Raw genomic sequence first — 15393 nt, 5'->3', positions numbered from 1 at the left:
GCACATCGTGAGCTGCGTCGCGGATGGGTTCTCACAGCGAACCGTCGCGAAGGCGCTCAACTCCGGGCCGAACCCGGTACCGGGCCCCGTCGGGGTCCAGGCCGCGCCCGGTCTCCAGCGGCGGCAGGCCGCTGAGCGCCCAGCGGCGCAGGCCCGCCGCATCCAGGGCGCCGGCCATGCCCTCCTCCTGCGCCCAGAGCGACCAGGCCAGCGAGGTGGCGGGCAGGCCGAGGGCCCGGCGGTGCTGGGCGAGCGCGTCCAGGAAGGCGTTGGCGGCCGCGTAGCCGCCCTGGCCGGCGGTGCCGGTGATCCCGGAGACGGAGGAGAACAGCACGAAGGCCGCGAGGTCGAGCCCGGCGGTCAGCTCGTGCAGATGCCAGGCGGCGTCGGCCTTCGGGCGCAGCACCCGGTCCAGCCGGTCGCCGTCCAGGCCGGTGAACGCGCCGTCGTCGAGCACACCCGCCAGGTGCAGGACCGCGCTCAGCGGCCGGTCGGCCGGCACGGTGGCCAGCGCGGCGGCGAGCTGCGCCCGGTCACCGGTGTCGGCGGCCGCGAAGCGGACCTCCGCGCCCCGGGCGGCCAGCTCCTCGGCCAGGGCGTCCGCTCCCTCGGCGGCCGGTCCGCGGCGGCTGACCAGCAGCAGGTGGCGCACCCCGTGCCGGGCGACCAGGTGACGGGCCAGCAGGACGCCGAGGCCGCCGGTGCCACCGGTGATCAGGACGGTACCCCGGGCGAGGTCCGGGCCCGTCCCGGGCTCCCGGACGGCGGCCACCTGCGCGAGGACGGGCGTCAGCGCCGCTCCCCCGCGCAGGGCGAGCTGGGGCGCCGCCGTGGCCAGCGCGGCCGGGAGGGCGGCGGGCGAGGCGGGATCGTCGTCCAGGTCGGCGAGTTGCAGCCGGTCGGGCCGTTCGCTCTGCGCGCTGCGCAGCAGGCCCCAGACGGTGGCGGCGGCCGGGTCGGCCACGGTGTCCCCGGGCCGGGCGCCGAGCGCGTGCCGGGTGACCAGCGCCAGCCGGCTGCCCTCCAACCGGTCCTCGGCGAGCCAGCGCTGCGCGAGGTCCAGCGCGGTACGGGCGGCGGCGCGGGCGGCCGCGGGGACGTCCCGGTCCGCCGGGGAGGCGTCGGCCCGGGAGGTATCGGCCTGGGGCAGGAAGGCGAGGACCAGGCCGGGAACGGCCTCGCCGGCGTCCAGGCCGGCCAGCAGCGCCCCCAGGTCGGGCACGGCGGGCAGGTCGGCGAGGCCCTCCGGAGCCGCACCGAGCACCAGCGTCCGGCCGGGGACGTCCGGCGCGGCGGGCAGCGGCAGCGGCAGCGGCAGCGGCAGCCAGTCGACCCGGTGCAGCGCGCCGCCCTGGCCGTCGGCCGCCGGGGCGGCCGCGAGCGGGGCGCCGCGCAGGGCCAGCGCGCCGATCGACAGCACCGGCCGGCCCTCGGCGTCGGCGGCGCTGAGCGCGGCGCCGCCCTCGACGGGTGCCCAGTGGACCCGCAGCAGGTCCGGGCCCTCGGCGTGCAGCCGGACGGCGCCGAAGGAGAACGGCAGCGGCAGTCCGGCGGTCGCGGTGTCCCGCCCGGCGGCCTCGGCATCGACCAGCGGGTGCAGGGCGGCGTCCAGCAGCGCCGGGTGGACGCCGTAGTCGGCGGCCTCACGGGCCTGGTCCTCGGTGAGCGCGAGCTCGGCGAACAGCTCGGCGCCGCGCCGCCAGGCCGCGCGCACGCCCTGGAAGGCCGGGCCGTACGCGTAGCCGTGGGCGAGCAGCCGCCCGTACAGCGCGTCGACGTCCAGCGGTTCGGCGCCGGCCGGCGGCCAGGCGGTCACGGTGGCCACCGGGGTGGCGGGGGCCTCGGTGAGCAGACCGTCGGCGTGCCGGGTCCAGCCCTCGGTGTCGTCCTGGGGCTCCTGGCCGGGCCGCTGGGGCCGGGCGTGGACGGCGAGGGTGCGCCGGCCCCGCGCGTCCGACGGGCCGACGGCGATCTGGAGTTGGACCGAGCCGCCGACGGGCAGCGGCAGCGGGGCGTGCAGGGTCAGCTCCTCGACCCCGGCGGCGCCGAGCCGGCCGGCCGCCGCGAGGGCGAGTTCCAGGAACGCCGTGCCCGGCAGCAGGGGCGTGCCGAGGATGTCGTGGTCGGCGAGCCACGGCCGGTCGGCGAGCGAGATCCGTCCGGTGAGCAGCAGCCCGCCGTCGTCGGCGAGTCCGACGGCGGCCGCGAGCAGCGGGTGCCCGGCCGCGGAGAGCCCCAGGGCGGTGGCGTCGGCGGGCCGGCGCGGGGCGGACCAGTAGTGGGTGTGCTGGAAGGCGTAGGTGGGCAGGTCGAGGTGCCGGACCGGACCGGAGCCCGGCGGCACCAGCACCTCGGCGGGGGCGCCCGCGGTGTGCGCGCGGGCGAGCGCGGCGGCCAGGGCCCGAGCCTCCGGCTGGTCGCGGCGCAGCAGCGGGACGGCGGCGGTCCGGGCGCCGTCGTCCAGCGCGCCGTCGTCCAGGGCGTCGTCGTCCAGGGCGTCCCGGACGAGCGCGGTGAGGACGGCGTCCGGTCCCACCTCGATGATCGTCGACGCACCCTGCTCGTGGAGGGTGCGGACGGCGTCGTGGAAGCGGACGGCGGAGCGGATGTGCCCGGCCCAGTAGCCGGGTTCGGCCAGTTCCGCGGCCGTGGCGAGCCTGCCGGTGACGTCGGAGACCACCGGGATCACCGGCTCGCGGAACTCCACCGTCGCGGCGGCCTCGGCGAACGCGGCCAGCACCTCGTCCATGTGCGGCGAGTGGAAGGCGTGACTGACCGTCAATCTCCTCGTACGGCGCCCTCGCTCCCGCCAGGCGTCGGCGAGCGCCACGACGGCGTCCTCGTCGCCCGAGATCACCACCGAACGCCGGCCGTTGACCGCCGCCAGCGACAACACCTCCTCACGACCCGCCAGTTCGGGCAGCAACTCCTCCTCACTCGCCTCGATCGCGGCCATCGCCCCGCCCGCCCGCGCCGACTCCATCAGCCGGCCACGCGCGGCCACCAACGCCGCCGCGTCCTCCAGCGAGAACACCCCGGCCACATGCGCCGCCACCACACCGCCGATCGAATGCCCCGCCACCAGGTCGGGGAACAGCCCGCGCGACTCCAGCAGGCGGACGAGGGCGGTCTCGACGGCGAACAGCGCGGGCTGGGTGTACGCGGTACGGTCCAGCAGGCCGGTCTCCTCGAACACCACCTCGCTCAGCGACCGCTCCAGGTACGGCCCGAAGGCCTCCGCCACCTCGTCGAACGCGGCCGCGTACACCGGGAACGCCTCGTACAACTCCCGTCCCATACCGACGCGCTGGCTGCCCTGACCGGTGAACACGAACGCCGTCCGACCACCCAGCGCCTCACCCCGCACCAACCCCGACGACTCGGAGCCTTCGGCCAACGCCCGCAACCCGTCAAGGAGTTCGGCACGCCCGGCGCCCAGCACCACGGCCCGCCGCTCGAACGACGACCGCGTCAACGCCAACGCCCGCCCCACCGAGGCCGGTTCAAGCTCCGGACGCTCCTCGGCAAAGACCAGCAGCCGCGCCGCCTGCTCCCGCAACGCCGCCTCCGAACGCGCCGACACCGGCCACGCCACCACCACCGGAGCAGCCTCCACAGCGAGCTCTGGCACAACCGGCGGCTGCTCCAGGATCACGTGCGCGTTGGTCCCGCTGATCCCGAACGAGGACACCGCCGCCCGCCGCGGACGCCCCACCTCCGGCCACCCCCGCGCCTCGGTGAGCAGTTCCACCGCACCCGCCGACCAGTCGACCAGGGGCGACGGCTCCGCCGAGTGCAACGAGGCCGGCAGGACACCCTCGGCCATCGCCCGCACCATCTTGATCACACCGCCGACCCCGGCCGCCGCCTGGGTGTGCCCGATGTTGGACTTCAACGAACCCAGCCAGAGCGGCCGTTCCACAGAGCGCTCCCGCCCGTACGTGGCCAGCAGCGCCTGCGCCTCGATCGGGTCACCGAGCCGGGTGCCCGTCCCGTGCGCCTCCACCGCGTCCACATCGGCCGCGGTGAGACCGGCACCGGCCAGCGCCGCCCGGATCACCCGCTCCTGCGAGGGCCCGTTGGGCGCGGTCAGACCGTTGCTGGCCCCGTCCTGGTTCACCGCCGAGCCGCGCACCACGGCGAGCACCCGGTGCCCGTTCGCCCGCGCGTCCGACAGCCGCTCCAGCACCAGCACACCCACACCCTCGCTCCAGCCGGTGCCGTCGGCACCGGCCCCGAACGGCTTGCAGCGGCCGTCCGCCGACAGCCCGCGCTGACGGCTGAACTCCACGAACATGCCAGGGGTCGCCATGACCGTGACCCCGCCGGCCAGTGCGAGACCGACCTCACCGCGGCGCAGCGCGTGGACGGCCTGGTGCAGGGCGACCAGCGAGGAGGAGCAGGCCGTGTCGACGGTGACCGCCGGGCCCTCCAGGCCCAGCGCGTACGCGACGCGGCCGGAGATCACGCTCGTGGTGCTGCCCGTCAGGACGTAGCCGTCCGAGCCCGCGGCGCCCTCGTGCAGCCGGGGCCCGTACTCCATGGCGGTGGCGCCGACGTACACGCCGCTCGCGCTGCCGCGCAGGCCCGCCGGGTCGATACCGGCCCGCTCCAGGGCCTCCCAGGAGGACTCCAGCAGCAGCCGCTGCTGCGGGTCCATCGCGGCGGCCTCGCGCGGCGAGATCCCGAAGAACTCGGCGTCGAAGCCGCCGGCCGTCTCCAGGAAGCCGCCGTGGCGGGTGTAGGCGGTGCCGGGGTGGTCGGGGTCGGGGTCGTAGAGCGCGTCGAGGTCCCAGCCGCGGTCGGTCGGGAAGCCGGAAATGGCGTCCCTGCCCTCCGCGACCAGCCGCCACAGGTCCTCCGGCGAGGCCACCCCGCCCGGGTAGCGGCAGGCCATCCCGACGATCGCGATCGGCTCGTCCACCGCCTCCGCCGCCGCGGCCGGCCCGGCGGGCTCGGCCCGCTCCTCGCCGCGCAGCCGCTCGGCGAGCGCCTCGGGGGTGGGGTGGTCGTAGACGACGGAGGCGGGCAGGTCGAGGCCGGTGGCCGAGGCCAGCCGGTCACGGAGTTCGACCGCGCCGAGGGAGTCCAGGCCGAGGTCCTTGAAGGTGCGGCCGCCGCCGAGGGTGTGCGGGGTGACGTGGCCGAGCACCACGGCGGCCTGGGCCCGGACCAGCTCCAGCAGGTCCCGGTCCGGACGCCTCGCGGCAGGGGTCGCGGGGGCAGGGACCACGGCGGCAGGCGCCAAAGCGGCCGGGGCCTCGGCCTCGGCCTCCGGCCCGGCGGCCAGCCAGTGCCGCTCGCGCTGGAAGGCGTACGTGGGCAGCCCCACGGCGCGGGCCGCCACCGGGTCGGCGGCGCCGAGGAGCCCCGGCCAGTCGACCTCGCCGCCGCGGACGTGCAGCAGGCCGAGCGCGCCCAGTGCGGTGACCTCCTCCGGGCGCCCGCGGCGCAGCAGGGCGGCCCCGGCGACCTCGGCGCCCAGGCCGTCGGCCGCGGCGGTGTCCCGGGCGAGGGCGCCGAGCACGGCGTCGGGCCCGAGTTCGAGGTGGGTGCGTACGCCGAGCCCGTGCAGGGCGCGGACGCCGTCGGCGAAGCGGACGGCCTCCCGGGCGTGGCGCACCCAGTGGTCCGGATCGGCGAGGGTCTCGGCGCCGACCGGCCGGCCGGTGAGGGTGGAGACCAGCGGCAACCGCGGCTCCGCGTACGACAGTCCGGCCGCGACCTCGCGGAACTCGGCCAGCGCGGGCGTCATCAGCGGCGAGTGGAAGGCATGGCTGACCCGCAGCCGGCGGGTCCGTCGGCCGAGGTCGGCGATGCGCGCGGCGACGGCCAGGACCGCTGCCTCCTCGCCGGAGAGCACCACGGCGCGCGGCCCGTTGACGGCGGCGAGGCCCACCGCCTCCTCCAGGCCGGCCAGCAGCGGCAGGACCTCCTCCTCCGTGGCCTCCACCGCGACCATGGCGCCGCCGGCGGGCAGCGCGGCCATCAGCCGGCCCCGGGCGGTGATCAGCGTGGCGGCGTCGGCGAGGGTGAGCACCCCGGCGGCGTGGGCGGCGGCGATCTCGCCGATCGAGTGCCCGGCGACGGCGTGGGGCGTCACGCCCCAGGAGCGCAGCAGGGCGTGGAGCGCGGTGCCGAGGGCGAACAGCGCGGGCTGGGTGTACTCGGTGCGGTCCAGCAACTCGCCCTCGACACTGCCGGGTTCGGCGAACAGCAGGGCGCCGAGCGGGCGATCCAGGTGCGGGTCGAGGGCGGCCACGGTCTCGTCCAGCGCCCGGGCGAAGGCCGGGAAGCGGCGGTACAGCTCGCGTCCGGCGCCCGGGCGCTGGCTGCCCTGGCCGGGGAAGAGGAAGGCGGTGCCGCCGGCGGTGCCCGCCGTGCCGGTGGTCAGGCCGGGCGCGTCCTCGCCGGCGGCGAGCGCGTCCAGGGCGGGGAGCAGCGCGGCACGGTCGGCGGCGACCAGCACCGCCCGGTCCTCGAAGGCGGTGCGGGTGGTGGCGAGCGGCCCGGCGAGCTCGGCGGGGCCGAGGTCGGGACGGTCCGTCAGGTGGGCGCGGAGCGCGGCGGCCTGGCCGCGCAGGGCCTGCGGGCCGCGGCCGGAGAGCAGGACGGGTACGGGCGGCGCGAGCGGTTCGTCCTCGGGTACGGCCGGGGTGCTCTCGGGCAGCGCCGGTGCGCCGGGGGCCCGGGTGAGCACCACGTGGACGTCGGTGCCGCCCATCCCGAAGGAGCTGACGCCGGCCAGCGCCGCGCCCTCACCGCCCACCGCCTCGCCGCCCACCGCCTCGGCGTCCGTCCCCTCGGCGTCCGTCCCCTCGGTGGACGGCGCGTCGGTGGACGGCCAGGGGGTGAGCTCGGTGACGACCCGCAGCCGCAGCCCGTCCAGGTCGATCGCCGGGTTGGGGTGCTCGTGGTACGGGGTCGGCGGCAGGGTGCGGTGGTGCAGCGACAGGACGGTCTTGAGCAGGCCGACCAGGCCCGCCGCGCCCTCCAGGTGGCCGACGTTGCTCTTCGCGGAGCCGACCAGCAGCGGGCGGTCGGCGTCGCGGCCCGCCCCGAGCACCCGGCCGAGTGCGGCGGCCTCGACCGGGTCGCCGACGGCCGTGCCGGTGCCGTGCAGTTCGACGTACTGGACCCGGGCCGGGTCCACCCCGGCCTGCCGGTAGGCGGCCGCCAGCACCTGGGCCTGGCCGTCGGCGCCGGGCACGGTGAGGCCGTCGGTGGCGCCGTCGTTGCCGGTGGCGCTGCCGAGGAGGACCGCGTACACCGGGTCGCCGTCGGCCAGGGCCCTGGCCAGTGGCTTGAGCAGGACGGCGACACCGCCCTCGCCGCGCACGTAGCCGTCGGCGGCGGCGTCGAACGGCCGGCTGCGGCCGGTCGGCGAGAGCCCGCCGAAGCGGGCGGCGCCGAGGGTGCTGTCGGGCCCGGCGATCAGGTTGACCCCCAGCGCCACGGCGAGCTCGGACTCGCCGCCGCGCAGGCTCTCGCAGGCCAGGTGGACGGCGAGCAGCGAGGAGGACTGGGCGCTGTCCACGGTCAGGCTGGGCCCGCGCAGGCCGAGCTGGTAGGAGAGCCGGTTGGCGAGCATGCCCCGGTTGAGGCCGGTCAGGGTGTGGCGGTCGACGCCCGCCGGGCCGCGCCGGTGCGCCAGGGCGGCGTAGTCGTCGAGGAAGGCACCGACGAAGACGCCGGTACGGCTGCCGCGCAGCCGCGCGGGCACGGTGCCCGCGTCCTCCAGGACCTCCCAGCCCAGCTCCAGCACCAGCCGCTGCTGCGGGTCCATCGCGGCGGCCTCGCGCGGCGAGATGCCGAAGAAGCCGGCGTCGAAGGTGTCGATCCGCTCCAGGAAGGCGCCCGCGCGCGGCACACCCCCGCCGTCGTCCGGCGGCCACCGGTCGGCGGGCGGCTCGCCGACGGCGTCCCGGCCCTCGCGCAGCAGCTGCCAGAACGCCCGCGGCCCGGGCGCCCCCGGCAGCCGGCAGGCGAGGCCGACCACGGCGACGGCGCCCGGCGGCACCTGGGCGGCCCGGGTGCCCGGGGCGGACGGGACGGGCGCGGAGCCGGACGTACCGGCGGCGGGGGCGGGGGCGGCGGCGGAGTGCTCGGGCTTGGCGGTCATCGCGGGGTGCGTACTCCTCGTCGAGGCTTCGGCGGGCCCGGACGACGCCGGGGCCCCGCCCGTGCGGTCATGGTCGGAGGGGCGGCTAAACCGCCCCTGAACGTCGGACGGTGGCGGAGGACCTCAGGAGAGGCCGGCCAGGCGCTCCCACAGCTCCCGTTCGACGGGGGTGGGCGGCACGCCGGTCATCAGCCGCTCGGGGTGGACGGCCCTCGGGCCCGGGCGGGCCGGCGGCTCGGGGTCGAGCCACTCGGCGCCCTCGAAGGGCGGCATCGGGGCCCACCCCACGGCGAACCAGCGCATCGGCAGCAGGACGTGCCGCAGCAGCCAGCGCCCGAGGCGGCGCGGGCGGGGCGGTCCTGTCGGTCGCAGCGGTCCCACAGCGGTGCCCTCCGGGGTCTGGGTCTCTCGGATCGGACGTACTCCGGCGCGATCGGGGTCGGCCGTGTTCCGGCGCGATCGACACCGCGGCGCAGGTGCGTCGGCCCACCCTCCGGGGGGCCACTGAACTCCCCCTCAACCAGGGCCAAAACAGCTCGGGCACCCCGGGGCGATTCAGCCCGGCTTCAGCCGCCCCGCCCACGATGGGCCCACGGCCGACCCCGGCCCCGCACCCCCGTCCCCCCAGCACCCGGAGAGGACCCGATGGAGACGACCGCGAGCCCCGGACCGACCGCCGGCGAGCCACCCACCGCCGGCCCGGCCGACGGCGAGCGGTCCACCCACGGGCCCACCACCACCGCCCCGGCCCCCACCCCGCCCCCCGACCCGGCGCGCACCCTGCTCGACCTCCGCCGCCGGGGGCGGCTCGCCGCCGAGTACCCCGCCGTCCGCGGCCTGCTCGACGGCGCCGACGCCCGGCTGACCGCGCACGCGGGCCGGATCCTGGCCGGTCTCGACCCGGACGAGGTGCTGGCCGCCCACCCCGCCACCACCGCCCTGACCGTGGCCGTGGTCGGCCACGGCACCCTCGGCCCGCTGCTGGGGCCGCTCACCGGCGAGCTGGCCCGGCACGGTCTGCTGCTGCGCCCGTACCAGGGGGCCTTCGACAGCTGGGTGTTCGAGCTGTCGGACCCGGGCAGCGCGCTCTACGCGGCCGACCCCGATCTGGCGCTCTGCCTGCTGGACCCGGCCGTGGTCTTCGACGAGGTCCCGCTGCCCTGGCGGCCCGAGGACGCGGCCCGCGTGCTGGACGCGAAGACCGCGCTCATCGAGAAGCTGGCGGCCCGGTTCGCCGACACCTCGCGCGGCGTGCTCGTCCTCAACACCCTTCCGCTGCCCCGCCGTCACACCGCCCAGCTGGTCGACCACCGTTCCCGGGCCGCGCTCGGCGCGCTCTGGCGGGAGGCCAACGCCCGGCTGCTGCGGATCGGCGAGGAGAACGCCTCCGTGGTGGTCCTCGACCTGGACCCGCTGCTCGCCGAGGGCGTCCCGGCCACCGATCCGCGCCTGGACGTCTACGCCAAGGCGCACCTCTCCGAGCCGCTGCTCGCCGCCTACGCCCGCGAGGCCGGTCATCTGGCCCGCCACGTGGCGGGGCTCACCCGCAAGGTCCTGGTGCTGGACCTGGACCAGACGCTGTGGGGCGGGATCCTCGGCGACGACGGGCCGGAGGGCATCGAACTCGCCGGCGGTTACCGGGGCGAGGCGTTCCGGGCGTTCCAGCGGGTGGTGAAGCAGATCGGCTCCCAGGGCGTGCTGCTGGCCGCCGTCAGCAAGAACGACCGCGAGCCGGTGCTCGGCGTCCTGCGGGACCATCCCGACAGCACCCTGCGCGAGGAGGACTTCGTCCGGGTCACGGCCGACTGGCGGCCCAAGTCGGACAGCATCCGGGCCCTCGCCGAGGCGCTCAACCTGGGCACCTCCGGCTTCGTCTTCGTGGACGACTCGCCCTTCGAACGTGGCCTGGTCCGCCGGGAGTTGCCCGAGGTCGCGGTCGTCGCCGTGGACGAGGAGCCGGCCCTGCACATCGAACGGCTGCTCGCCGACGGCTGGTTCGACGTACGGCGGCTGACCGGCGAGGACCGCGCCCGTACCGAGCTCTACCGGGGCGAGGTGGCCCGCAGTGACTTCCTCCAGGGCTTCGACTCGCTCGCCGACTACCTGACCGAGCTGGGCGTACGGGTCCGGCTGCGGCCGGTGGCACCCGAGGAGCTCCCCCGGGTCTCGCAACTCACCCTGCGCACCAATCAGTTCAACCTCACCACGCACCGGCTGCAGCCCGCCGAGGTGGCCGCGTACGCCGCCGCCGAGGGCTCCGGGGTGCTGACCGTACGCTCCGCCGACCGGTTCGGCGACAACGGGCTGGTGGGCGCGGTCTTCGTGGAGCGTCGGGGCGGGGCGCTGCGGATCGACAACTTCCTGCTGAGCTGCCGGGTGTTCTCGCGCGGCATCGAGCAGGCGGTGCTCTCCGCCGTCCTCGGCCTCGCCGCCGACGCCGGGCTGCGCGAGGTCACCGGCCACTACCGGCCCACCCCGCGCAACGGCACCGTCAAGGACCTGTTCCCCCGCTACGGCTTCGGCGGGGGGCTGCCCACGGACGACGGCCTCGCCTTCCGCCACGACCTGGGCACCGCCCTGCACCCGCCCGGCCATCTGCGGCTCGACGCCGACCTGGCCGGCCTCCTGGAAGGACCGCACGCATGAGTGACACCGACGGACTGACGGAGCTGATCACCGTGGCCGCTGACGAACTGGGACTGCCCATCGGGCCGGAGGACGCCGACCTGGACTTCGACGAACTCCCCGGCTGGGACTCCCTCCACCTGCTGATCCTGCTCACCGCCCTGGAGCGGATCACCGGCCGCCGGCTCTCGCTGCCCGACCTGCTGGAGGCCCGCAGCCTCGCCGAGATCCACCGGGTCGCCACCGCCCTTCCGGCCGCCTGACGCACCCACCCCGTCCACAGCCCACCGGCGCAGGCCCGGAAGGCCGCGCCCAGCTCCCTCCCGAGGTTCCCATGGCCCGTGTCCTGACCCTTTCCGGCAGTCCCTCCGCCGTCTCCCGCACCACCCGGCTGCTCGGCGAGGCCGCCCGCCGCCTCGACGCGCAGGGCCATCGGGTCACCGCCGTCGAGGTGCGCCGGCTGCCCGCCGAGGTGCTCACCGGCTCCGACGTCCACCACCCCGCCGTCCTGGAGATCGCCGAGCGACTCGCCGAAGCCGACGGGGTGGTGGTCGGCACCCCGGTCTACAAGGCCGCCTACTCGGGCCTGCTGAAGTGCCTGCTCGACCTGCTGCCGCAGTACGCGCTCGCCGGGAAGACCGTCCTGCCGCTGGCCACCGGCGGCTCCCCGGCGCACGTGCTGGCGGTGGACTACGCGCTGCGCCCGGTGCTGTCCTCGATGGGCGCCGCGCACATCACCCAGGGCTGGTTCGTCCTGGACAGCCACATCCTCACCACCCCCGACGGCGCCACCGACCTGGCGCCGGCCGCCGCGACCGCCCTGGACGATCTGGTCGGCCGCTTCTCCGACGCCCTGCGCGCCCCGGCGGCCGCATAGGCCCGCCGCAAAGGCCCGACCCCCGCGCGGCCCCCACCGTGCGCGTACGTCACAATGGCGGTGCGGTGCTCCGACGCACCGCACCGCCGGGGGAGCGAGAGCGTGGGGGGCGTCGTGAAGCGTGCAGTGGCCGGTGCGGCCGTGGTCCTGGTGCTGGTGGCCGGGTGCGGCTCGGTGAGCACCACCTCGCCCGAGGCCAGCCGGCCGTCCGCATCCGCGTCCGGGGCGGGTTCGTCGCCGACCGGCTCCGCCGCGCCGGCGAAGGAGCTGGCCCGGCACGACCAGCTGTTCCCGGACGTGGCCGCGAAGTGCGTCAACCCGCCCACGCCGACCGCGACCCCGACGCCGACCGGCTCGCCCGCCGTCCCGGTGGACCCGATGGCGGCCAAGTACGCGGAGAACCACGGCTTCAAGCAGACCCTCGCGCTCAGCCCGGCCGCGCTGTGCCGGGGCACGGCGCACGGCGCGCGCATCACGGCCGCGCTCCAGCGGACCGGGCGGGCCGCCACGCTCGGCACCGAGGAGCTCCAGGCCGAGCTGGAGAAGGCCGGCTACCCGAAGGAGCGCACGCAGGTGTACACCTCGGGCGGCAGCGTCGGCTTCTCCCTGCTGGTCCCCGAGGCGGGCCCCTGCGTGACGGGCCGGCTGATCACGCCGCTCGACGTCCGGCCGCACGGCCCGTACATGGAGGGCGGCTGCGTCGAGCCCAAGGGCGGGCACTGAACCGGGGCACCGAGCCGGGGCACCGACCCGCCCACCCCTGGACCACCCGCCAGCACGACAAGCCGCTCATCATCCGAGTTAACCCCCGCGAGTGATCAGTCGTGTCCGTCCGATCGGAGCACGCCCGCCTGCCCTAGCGTTTCGCCGACGAACCGTCCCCCGGGGACGGGTCCACGCCATCGCCATCGCTGGAGGCAGGCCAGATGTCCGACGAAATCGTCCGCGCAGCCATCCACCCCGCCATCGGGTTCGCCCGGGTCGGCAACTCCCCCGAGGAGACCTACCTCGCGCCCGAGGTCCCCGATCCCCACCCGCAGGAGCCCGGCTACTACAAGGACGCCGCGGGCGCGATCAAGCGCGAGGTGGCCCGGTTCCGGATCTACGGCTACAACGCACACGGCGAGGCCGTCGCCGAACTCACCGCCGACAACGCCGACATCCGCTGGACGGCCCGCCTGGCGAACCAGAAGGCCGCCTGGTACCAGTTCCAACTCGCCCTGGACATCCCGGACGCGGTGTTCGCCAAGCCCTCGGCGCTGCGCAACGCGGACATCACCGGGGACCGCCGCAAGGACCTGATCATCGACGGCGGCCCGATCGACATCACCGGCCGCCGTACCGAGGGCCCCGACTACCAGTTCCGCAACGGCACGTTCATGGGCAAGGAGGTCTACCTCGGCGAGCTGCGCACCGACGAGGACGGCCGTCTGCTGGTCCTCGGCGGCTTCGGCGCGTCCGCCTCCTACGACGGCCGCCCGGTCGACACCTTCGCCAACAACGACGGTTGGCACGACGACACCGGCGACGGCCCGGTCACCGCGAGCGTCACCGTCGGCGGCCGCGAGATCCCGGTCGACCCCGCCTGGGTGGTGGTCGCCCCGCCGAACTACGCACCGGCGCTCAAGGGCATCCGCACCCTCTACGACCTGCTGTTCGACGTGTTCGTCTCCAACGGCTCGCTGCCGTTCCCCGAGCGGGTCTCCTTCACCCGGGACATCGCCCCGGTGCTGCGCCGCTTCGACGAGCACCAGTGGGTGAACCAGGGCTTCGCCGCCCACTTCGGCCACGGCGGCGTGGGCCACTCCTTCACCCCCGAGCTGCTCGCCCGGCTCAGCGACGCCGGCAGGGCCCGCCGCCCGCTGCGCCAGGTGGTCTTCGACGCGCTGCGGGACTTCGCCACCGACGGCACCTCGCCGGTCCCCTGGCCCTGGTTGTACGGGGACGGCATGACCGTGCCGCCGCGCACCGAGCTCCAGCACATGGCGCTCTCCCCCACCCAGTACAAGATGTTCCAGCTGTGGGCGCAGGGCGAGTTCGAGGACGACTGGGACACGCTGGGCTCCGTACCGCCGCCGCGCGGGCTCGACGACCTGCCGCTCGGGGACCGCCCGGCCGCGCTGGACCGCGCGGCGCTGGACTTCTGCCTCGCCGACGCCTTCCACCCCGGCTGCGAGGTCACCTGGCCGATCCGGCACGCCACGATGTACATGGCGCCGTTCCGGATCCGCCACCGCCCCGCCGACCAGCCCGAGCCCTCGTACGGCACGGTGCTCACCCCGGAGGAGGCGCTCTCGGTCAACGGGCCGCTGTACGCCCAGCCCCCGGGCGCCCTCACCCGGTGGATGGCCGTGCCCTGGCAGGCCGACACCGCCAGCTGCCGCTCCGGCTACGAGCTGGCCCTCAACCCCCGGCACGACCCCTACCTGCCGAGCTTCTGGCCCGCCCGGGTGCCCAACCACGTGCTCACCGAGGACGACTACCGGATCGTGGTGGACCAGGGCCGGCCGCCCGCCGAGCGCGAGGAGGCCTTCGAGCGGCGGGCGGTGTGGCTGCGCGGCCTGCGCGGGCAGAACACCGAGCAGCTCAACCAGATGATCGACGACTGGTTCCGGCTGGGGATCGTCGAGGTCCGCGAGGGCGCCCCGGGCTTCCCCGGACGGATCCAGGTGGAGTCCACGCCGTCCATCGACCTGACGGGTGTGCCGCACACCCAGAACCTGGTCACCCTGCACGTCCCGCAGGCCGCCGACCCGGCGTTCGCCGCGGCCGCCATCGAGCAGGCGATCGCGGTCAGCGGCTACACCGCCGAGGAGGTCACGGCCGGTTACATCGACAAGGTCGCGCGCCACCGCGACGACGCCTGATGCCGGCCCGCCGCACCGGCGGGGACGGACGGCCCGGGAACGTTCGGCCCGGGGACGGACGGCCCGGGGACGGCCACTACGACGTGGTGGTCGCCGGCGGCGGCCCGGCCGGGGCCGCCGCCGCGCTCACCCTGGCCCGGGCCGGACGGCGGGTCCTGCTCGCCGACTCCGGCACCGGGCCGCCCAAGGTCGGCGAGGCCCTGCCGTCGGTCGCCCGGGTACTGCTGCGCGATCTGGGCGCCGGCGAACTCCCGCTCGCCACCGGCCACCTGGCCTGCTACGCCAACCTGTCCTCCTGGGGTTCGCCCGCCCTGCACGGCACGGACTTCATCCGTGACCCGAACGGGCCGGGCTGGCACCTGGACCGCGCGCGCTTCGACCGCCGGCTTCGCGAGGCGGCCGCCGCGGCCGGCGCCGAGGCCGCCGCCCGTACGGCGGTCCGCCCGGCCGCCCGGCACCCGGACGGCGGCTGGCTGGTCGCCCTGCGCGTGCCGGCGGCGGAGCGCACCGTCCGCTGCGACTGGCTGGTGGACGCCACCGGCCGCCGCCGGGCGGTGGTCTCCGCCTGCCGGGCCGTCGACGCCCGGTCCGGCCCCGGGCCGGCCGCCTCCGGGTCCGTCGCTTCCGGGGCCGCCGCTTCCGGACCACCGGAGGGGCGCCCGGCCGACCGGCTGCTCGCCACCTGCCTGGAGCTCGACCCCGACCCGCGCGGCCGGCCCGGCGAGACCTCCTCGCTGGTGGAGGCCGCCGAGGACGGCTGGTGGTACACCGCGCTGCTGCCGGGCGGCCGGCGCCTGGTCGCGTACTTCACCGACGCCGACCTCGCGCCGCCCGAACTGCGCACCCGGGACGGCTTCCTGCGGCTGCTGGGCGCCACCGGGCACATCGCGGCCCGCGCGGCC

General features: G+C 76.7%; 8 protein-coding genes. 6 read left to right on the top strand and 2 right to left on the bottom strand.

Annotated features, from left to right (window positions below):
- Nucleotides 1-31: 31 nt before the first annotated feature.
- Nucleotides 32-8122: a type I polyketide synthase gene (locus ACWEQL_RS34285; RefSeq protein WP_452154294.1), complete on the bottom strand. Its 8091-nt coding sequence runs from the start codon at nt 8120-8122 to the stop codon at nt 32-34.
- Nucleotides 8123-8245: 123 nt separating this feature from the next.
- On the bottom strand, nt 8246-8503 hold the full coding sequence (locus tag ACWEQL_RS34280) for a hypothetical protein (protein WP_452154293.1): 258 nt from the start codon (nt 8501-8503) through the stop codon (nt 8246-8248).
- A gap of 264 nt (nt 8504-8767) precedes the next feature.
- Here ACWEQL_RS34280 and ACWEQL_RS34275 point away from each other — a divergent pair, with 264 nt between their 5' ends.
- The 6 genes from ACWEQL_RS34275 to ACWEQL_RS34250 all read left to right on the top strand — a co-directional run.
- Nucleotides 8768-10768: an HAD-IIIC family phosphatase gene (locus tag ACWEQL_RS34275; RefSeq protein ID WP_452154292.1), complete on the top strand. Its 2001-nt coding sequence runs from the start codon at nt 8768-8770 to the stop codon at nt 10766-10768.
- The gene (locus ACWEQL_RS34270; RefSeq protein ID WP_452154291.1) at nt 10765-11010 is read left to right on the top strand and encodes a phosphopantetheine-binding protein; all 246 of its coding nucleotides are present in this window, start codon (nt 10765-10767) and stop codon (nt 11008-11010) included. The genes ACWEQL_RS34275 and ACWEQL_RS34270 overlap by 4 nt, the downstream gene beginning before the upstream one ends.
- Before the next feature lie 71 nt (nt 11011-11081).
- Nucleotides 11082-11624 carry an NADPH-dependent FMN reductase gene (gene ssuE, locus ACWEQL_RS34265; RefSeq protein ID WP_452154290.1) on the top strand — a complete coding sequence of 181 codons (543 nt, stop codon included), beginning with the start codon at nt 11082-11084 and terminating at the stop codon, nt 11622-11624.
- 114 nt (nt 11625-11738) lie between these two features.
- Nucleotides 11739-12347, top strand: a complete 609-nt coding sequence (locus ACWEQL_RS34260) for a hypothetical protein (protein WP_452154289.1) — start codon at nt 11739-11741, stop codon at nt 12345-12347.
- 203 nt (nt 12348-12550) lie between these two features.
- Nucleotides 12551-14491 (top strand): LodA/GoxA family CTQ-dependent oxidase, encoded by a 1941-nt coding sequence (locus ACWEQL_RS34255; protein ID WP_452154288.1) that lies wholly within the window; start codon nt 12551-12553, stop codon nt 14489-14491.
- The coding region (locus tag ACWEQL_RS34250) for a tryptophan 7-halogenase (RefSeq protein WP_452154287.1) at nt 14491-15393 on the top strand (903 nt) is incomplete at its 3' end. The genes ACWEQL_RS34255 and ACWEQL_RS34250, both read left to right, overlap by 1 nt.

The organism is Kitasatospora sp. NPDC004240 (genome assembly GCF_053603215.1).
This window is presented reverse-complemented; position numbering and strand designations above follow the sequence as displayed.

Bases quoted from the DNA above. Each gene is read 5' to 3' on its own strand.
- ACWEQL_RS34285 (WP_452154294.1), bottom strand. From the start codon at position 8,122: ATGACCGCCAAGCCCGAGCACTCCGCCGCCGCCCCCGCCCCCGCCGCC.
- ACWEQL_RS34275 (WP_452154292.1), top strand. From the start codon at position 8,768: ATGGAGACGACCGCGAGCCCCGGACCGACCGCCGGCGAGCCACCCACC.
- ACWEQL_RS34270 (WP_452154291.1), top strand. From the start codon at position 10,765: ATGAGTGACACCGACGGACTGACGGAGCTGATCACCGTGGCCGCTGAC.
- ssuE (WP_452154290.1), top strand. From the start codon at position 11,082: ATGGCCCGTGTCCTGACCCTTTCCGGCAGTCCCTCCGCCGTCTCCCGC.
- ACWEQL_RS34255 (WP_452154288.1), top strand. From the start codon at position 12,551: ATGTCCGACGAAATCGTCCGCGCAGCCATCCACCCCGCCATCGGGTTC.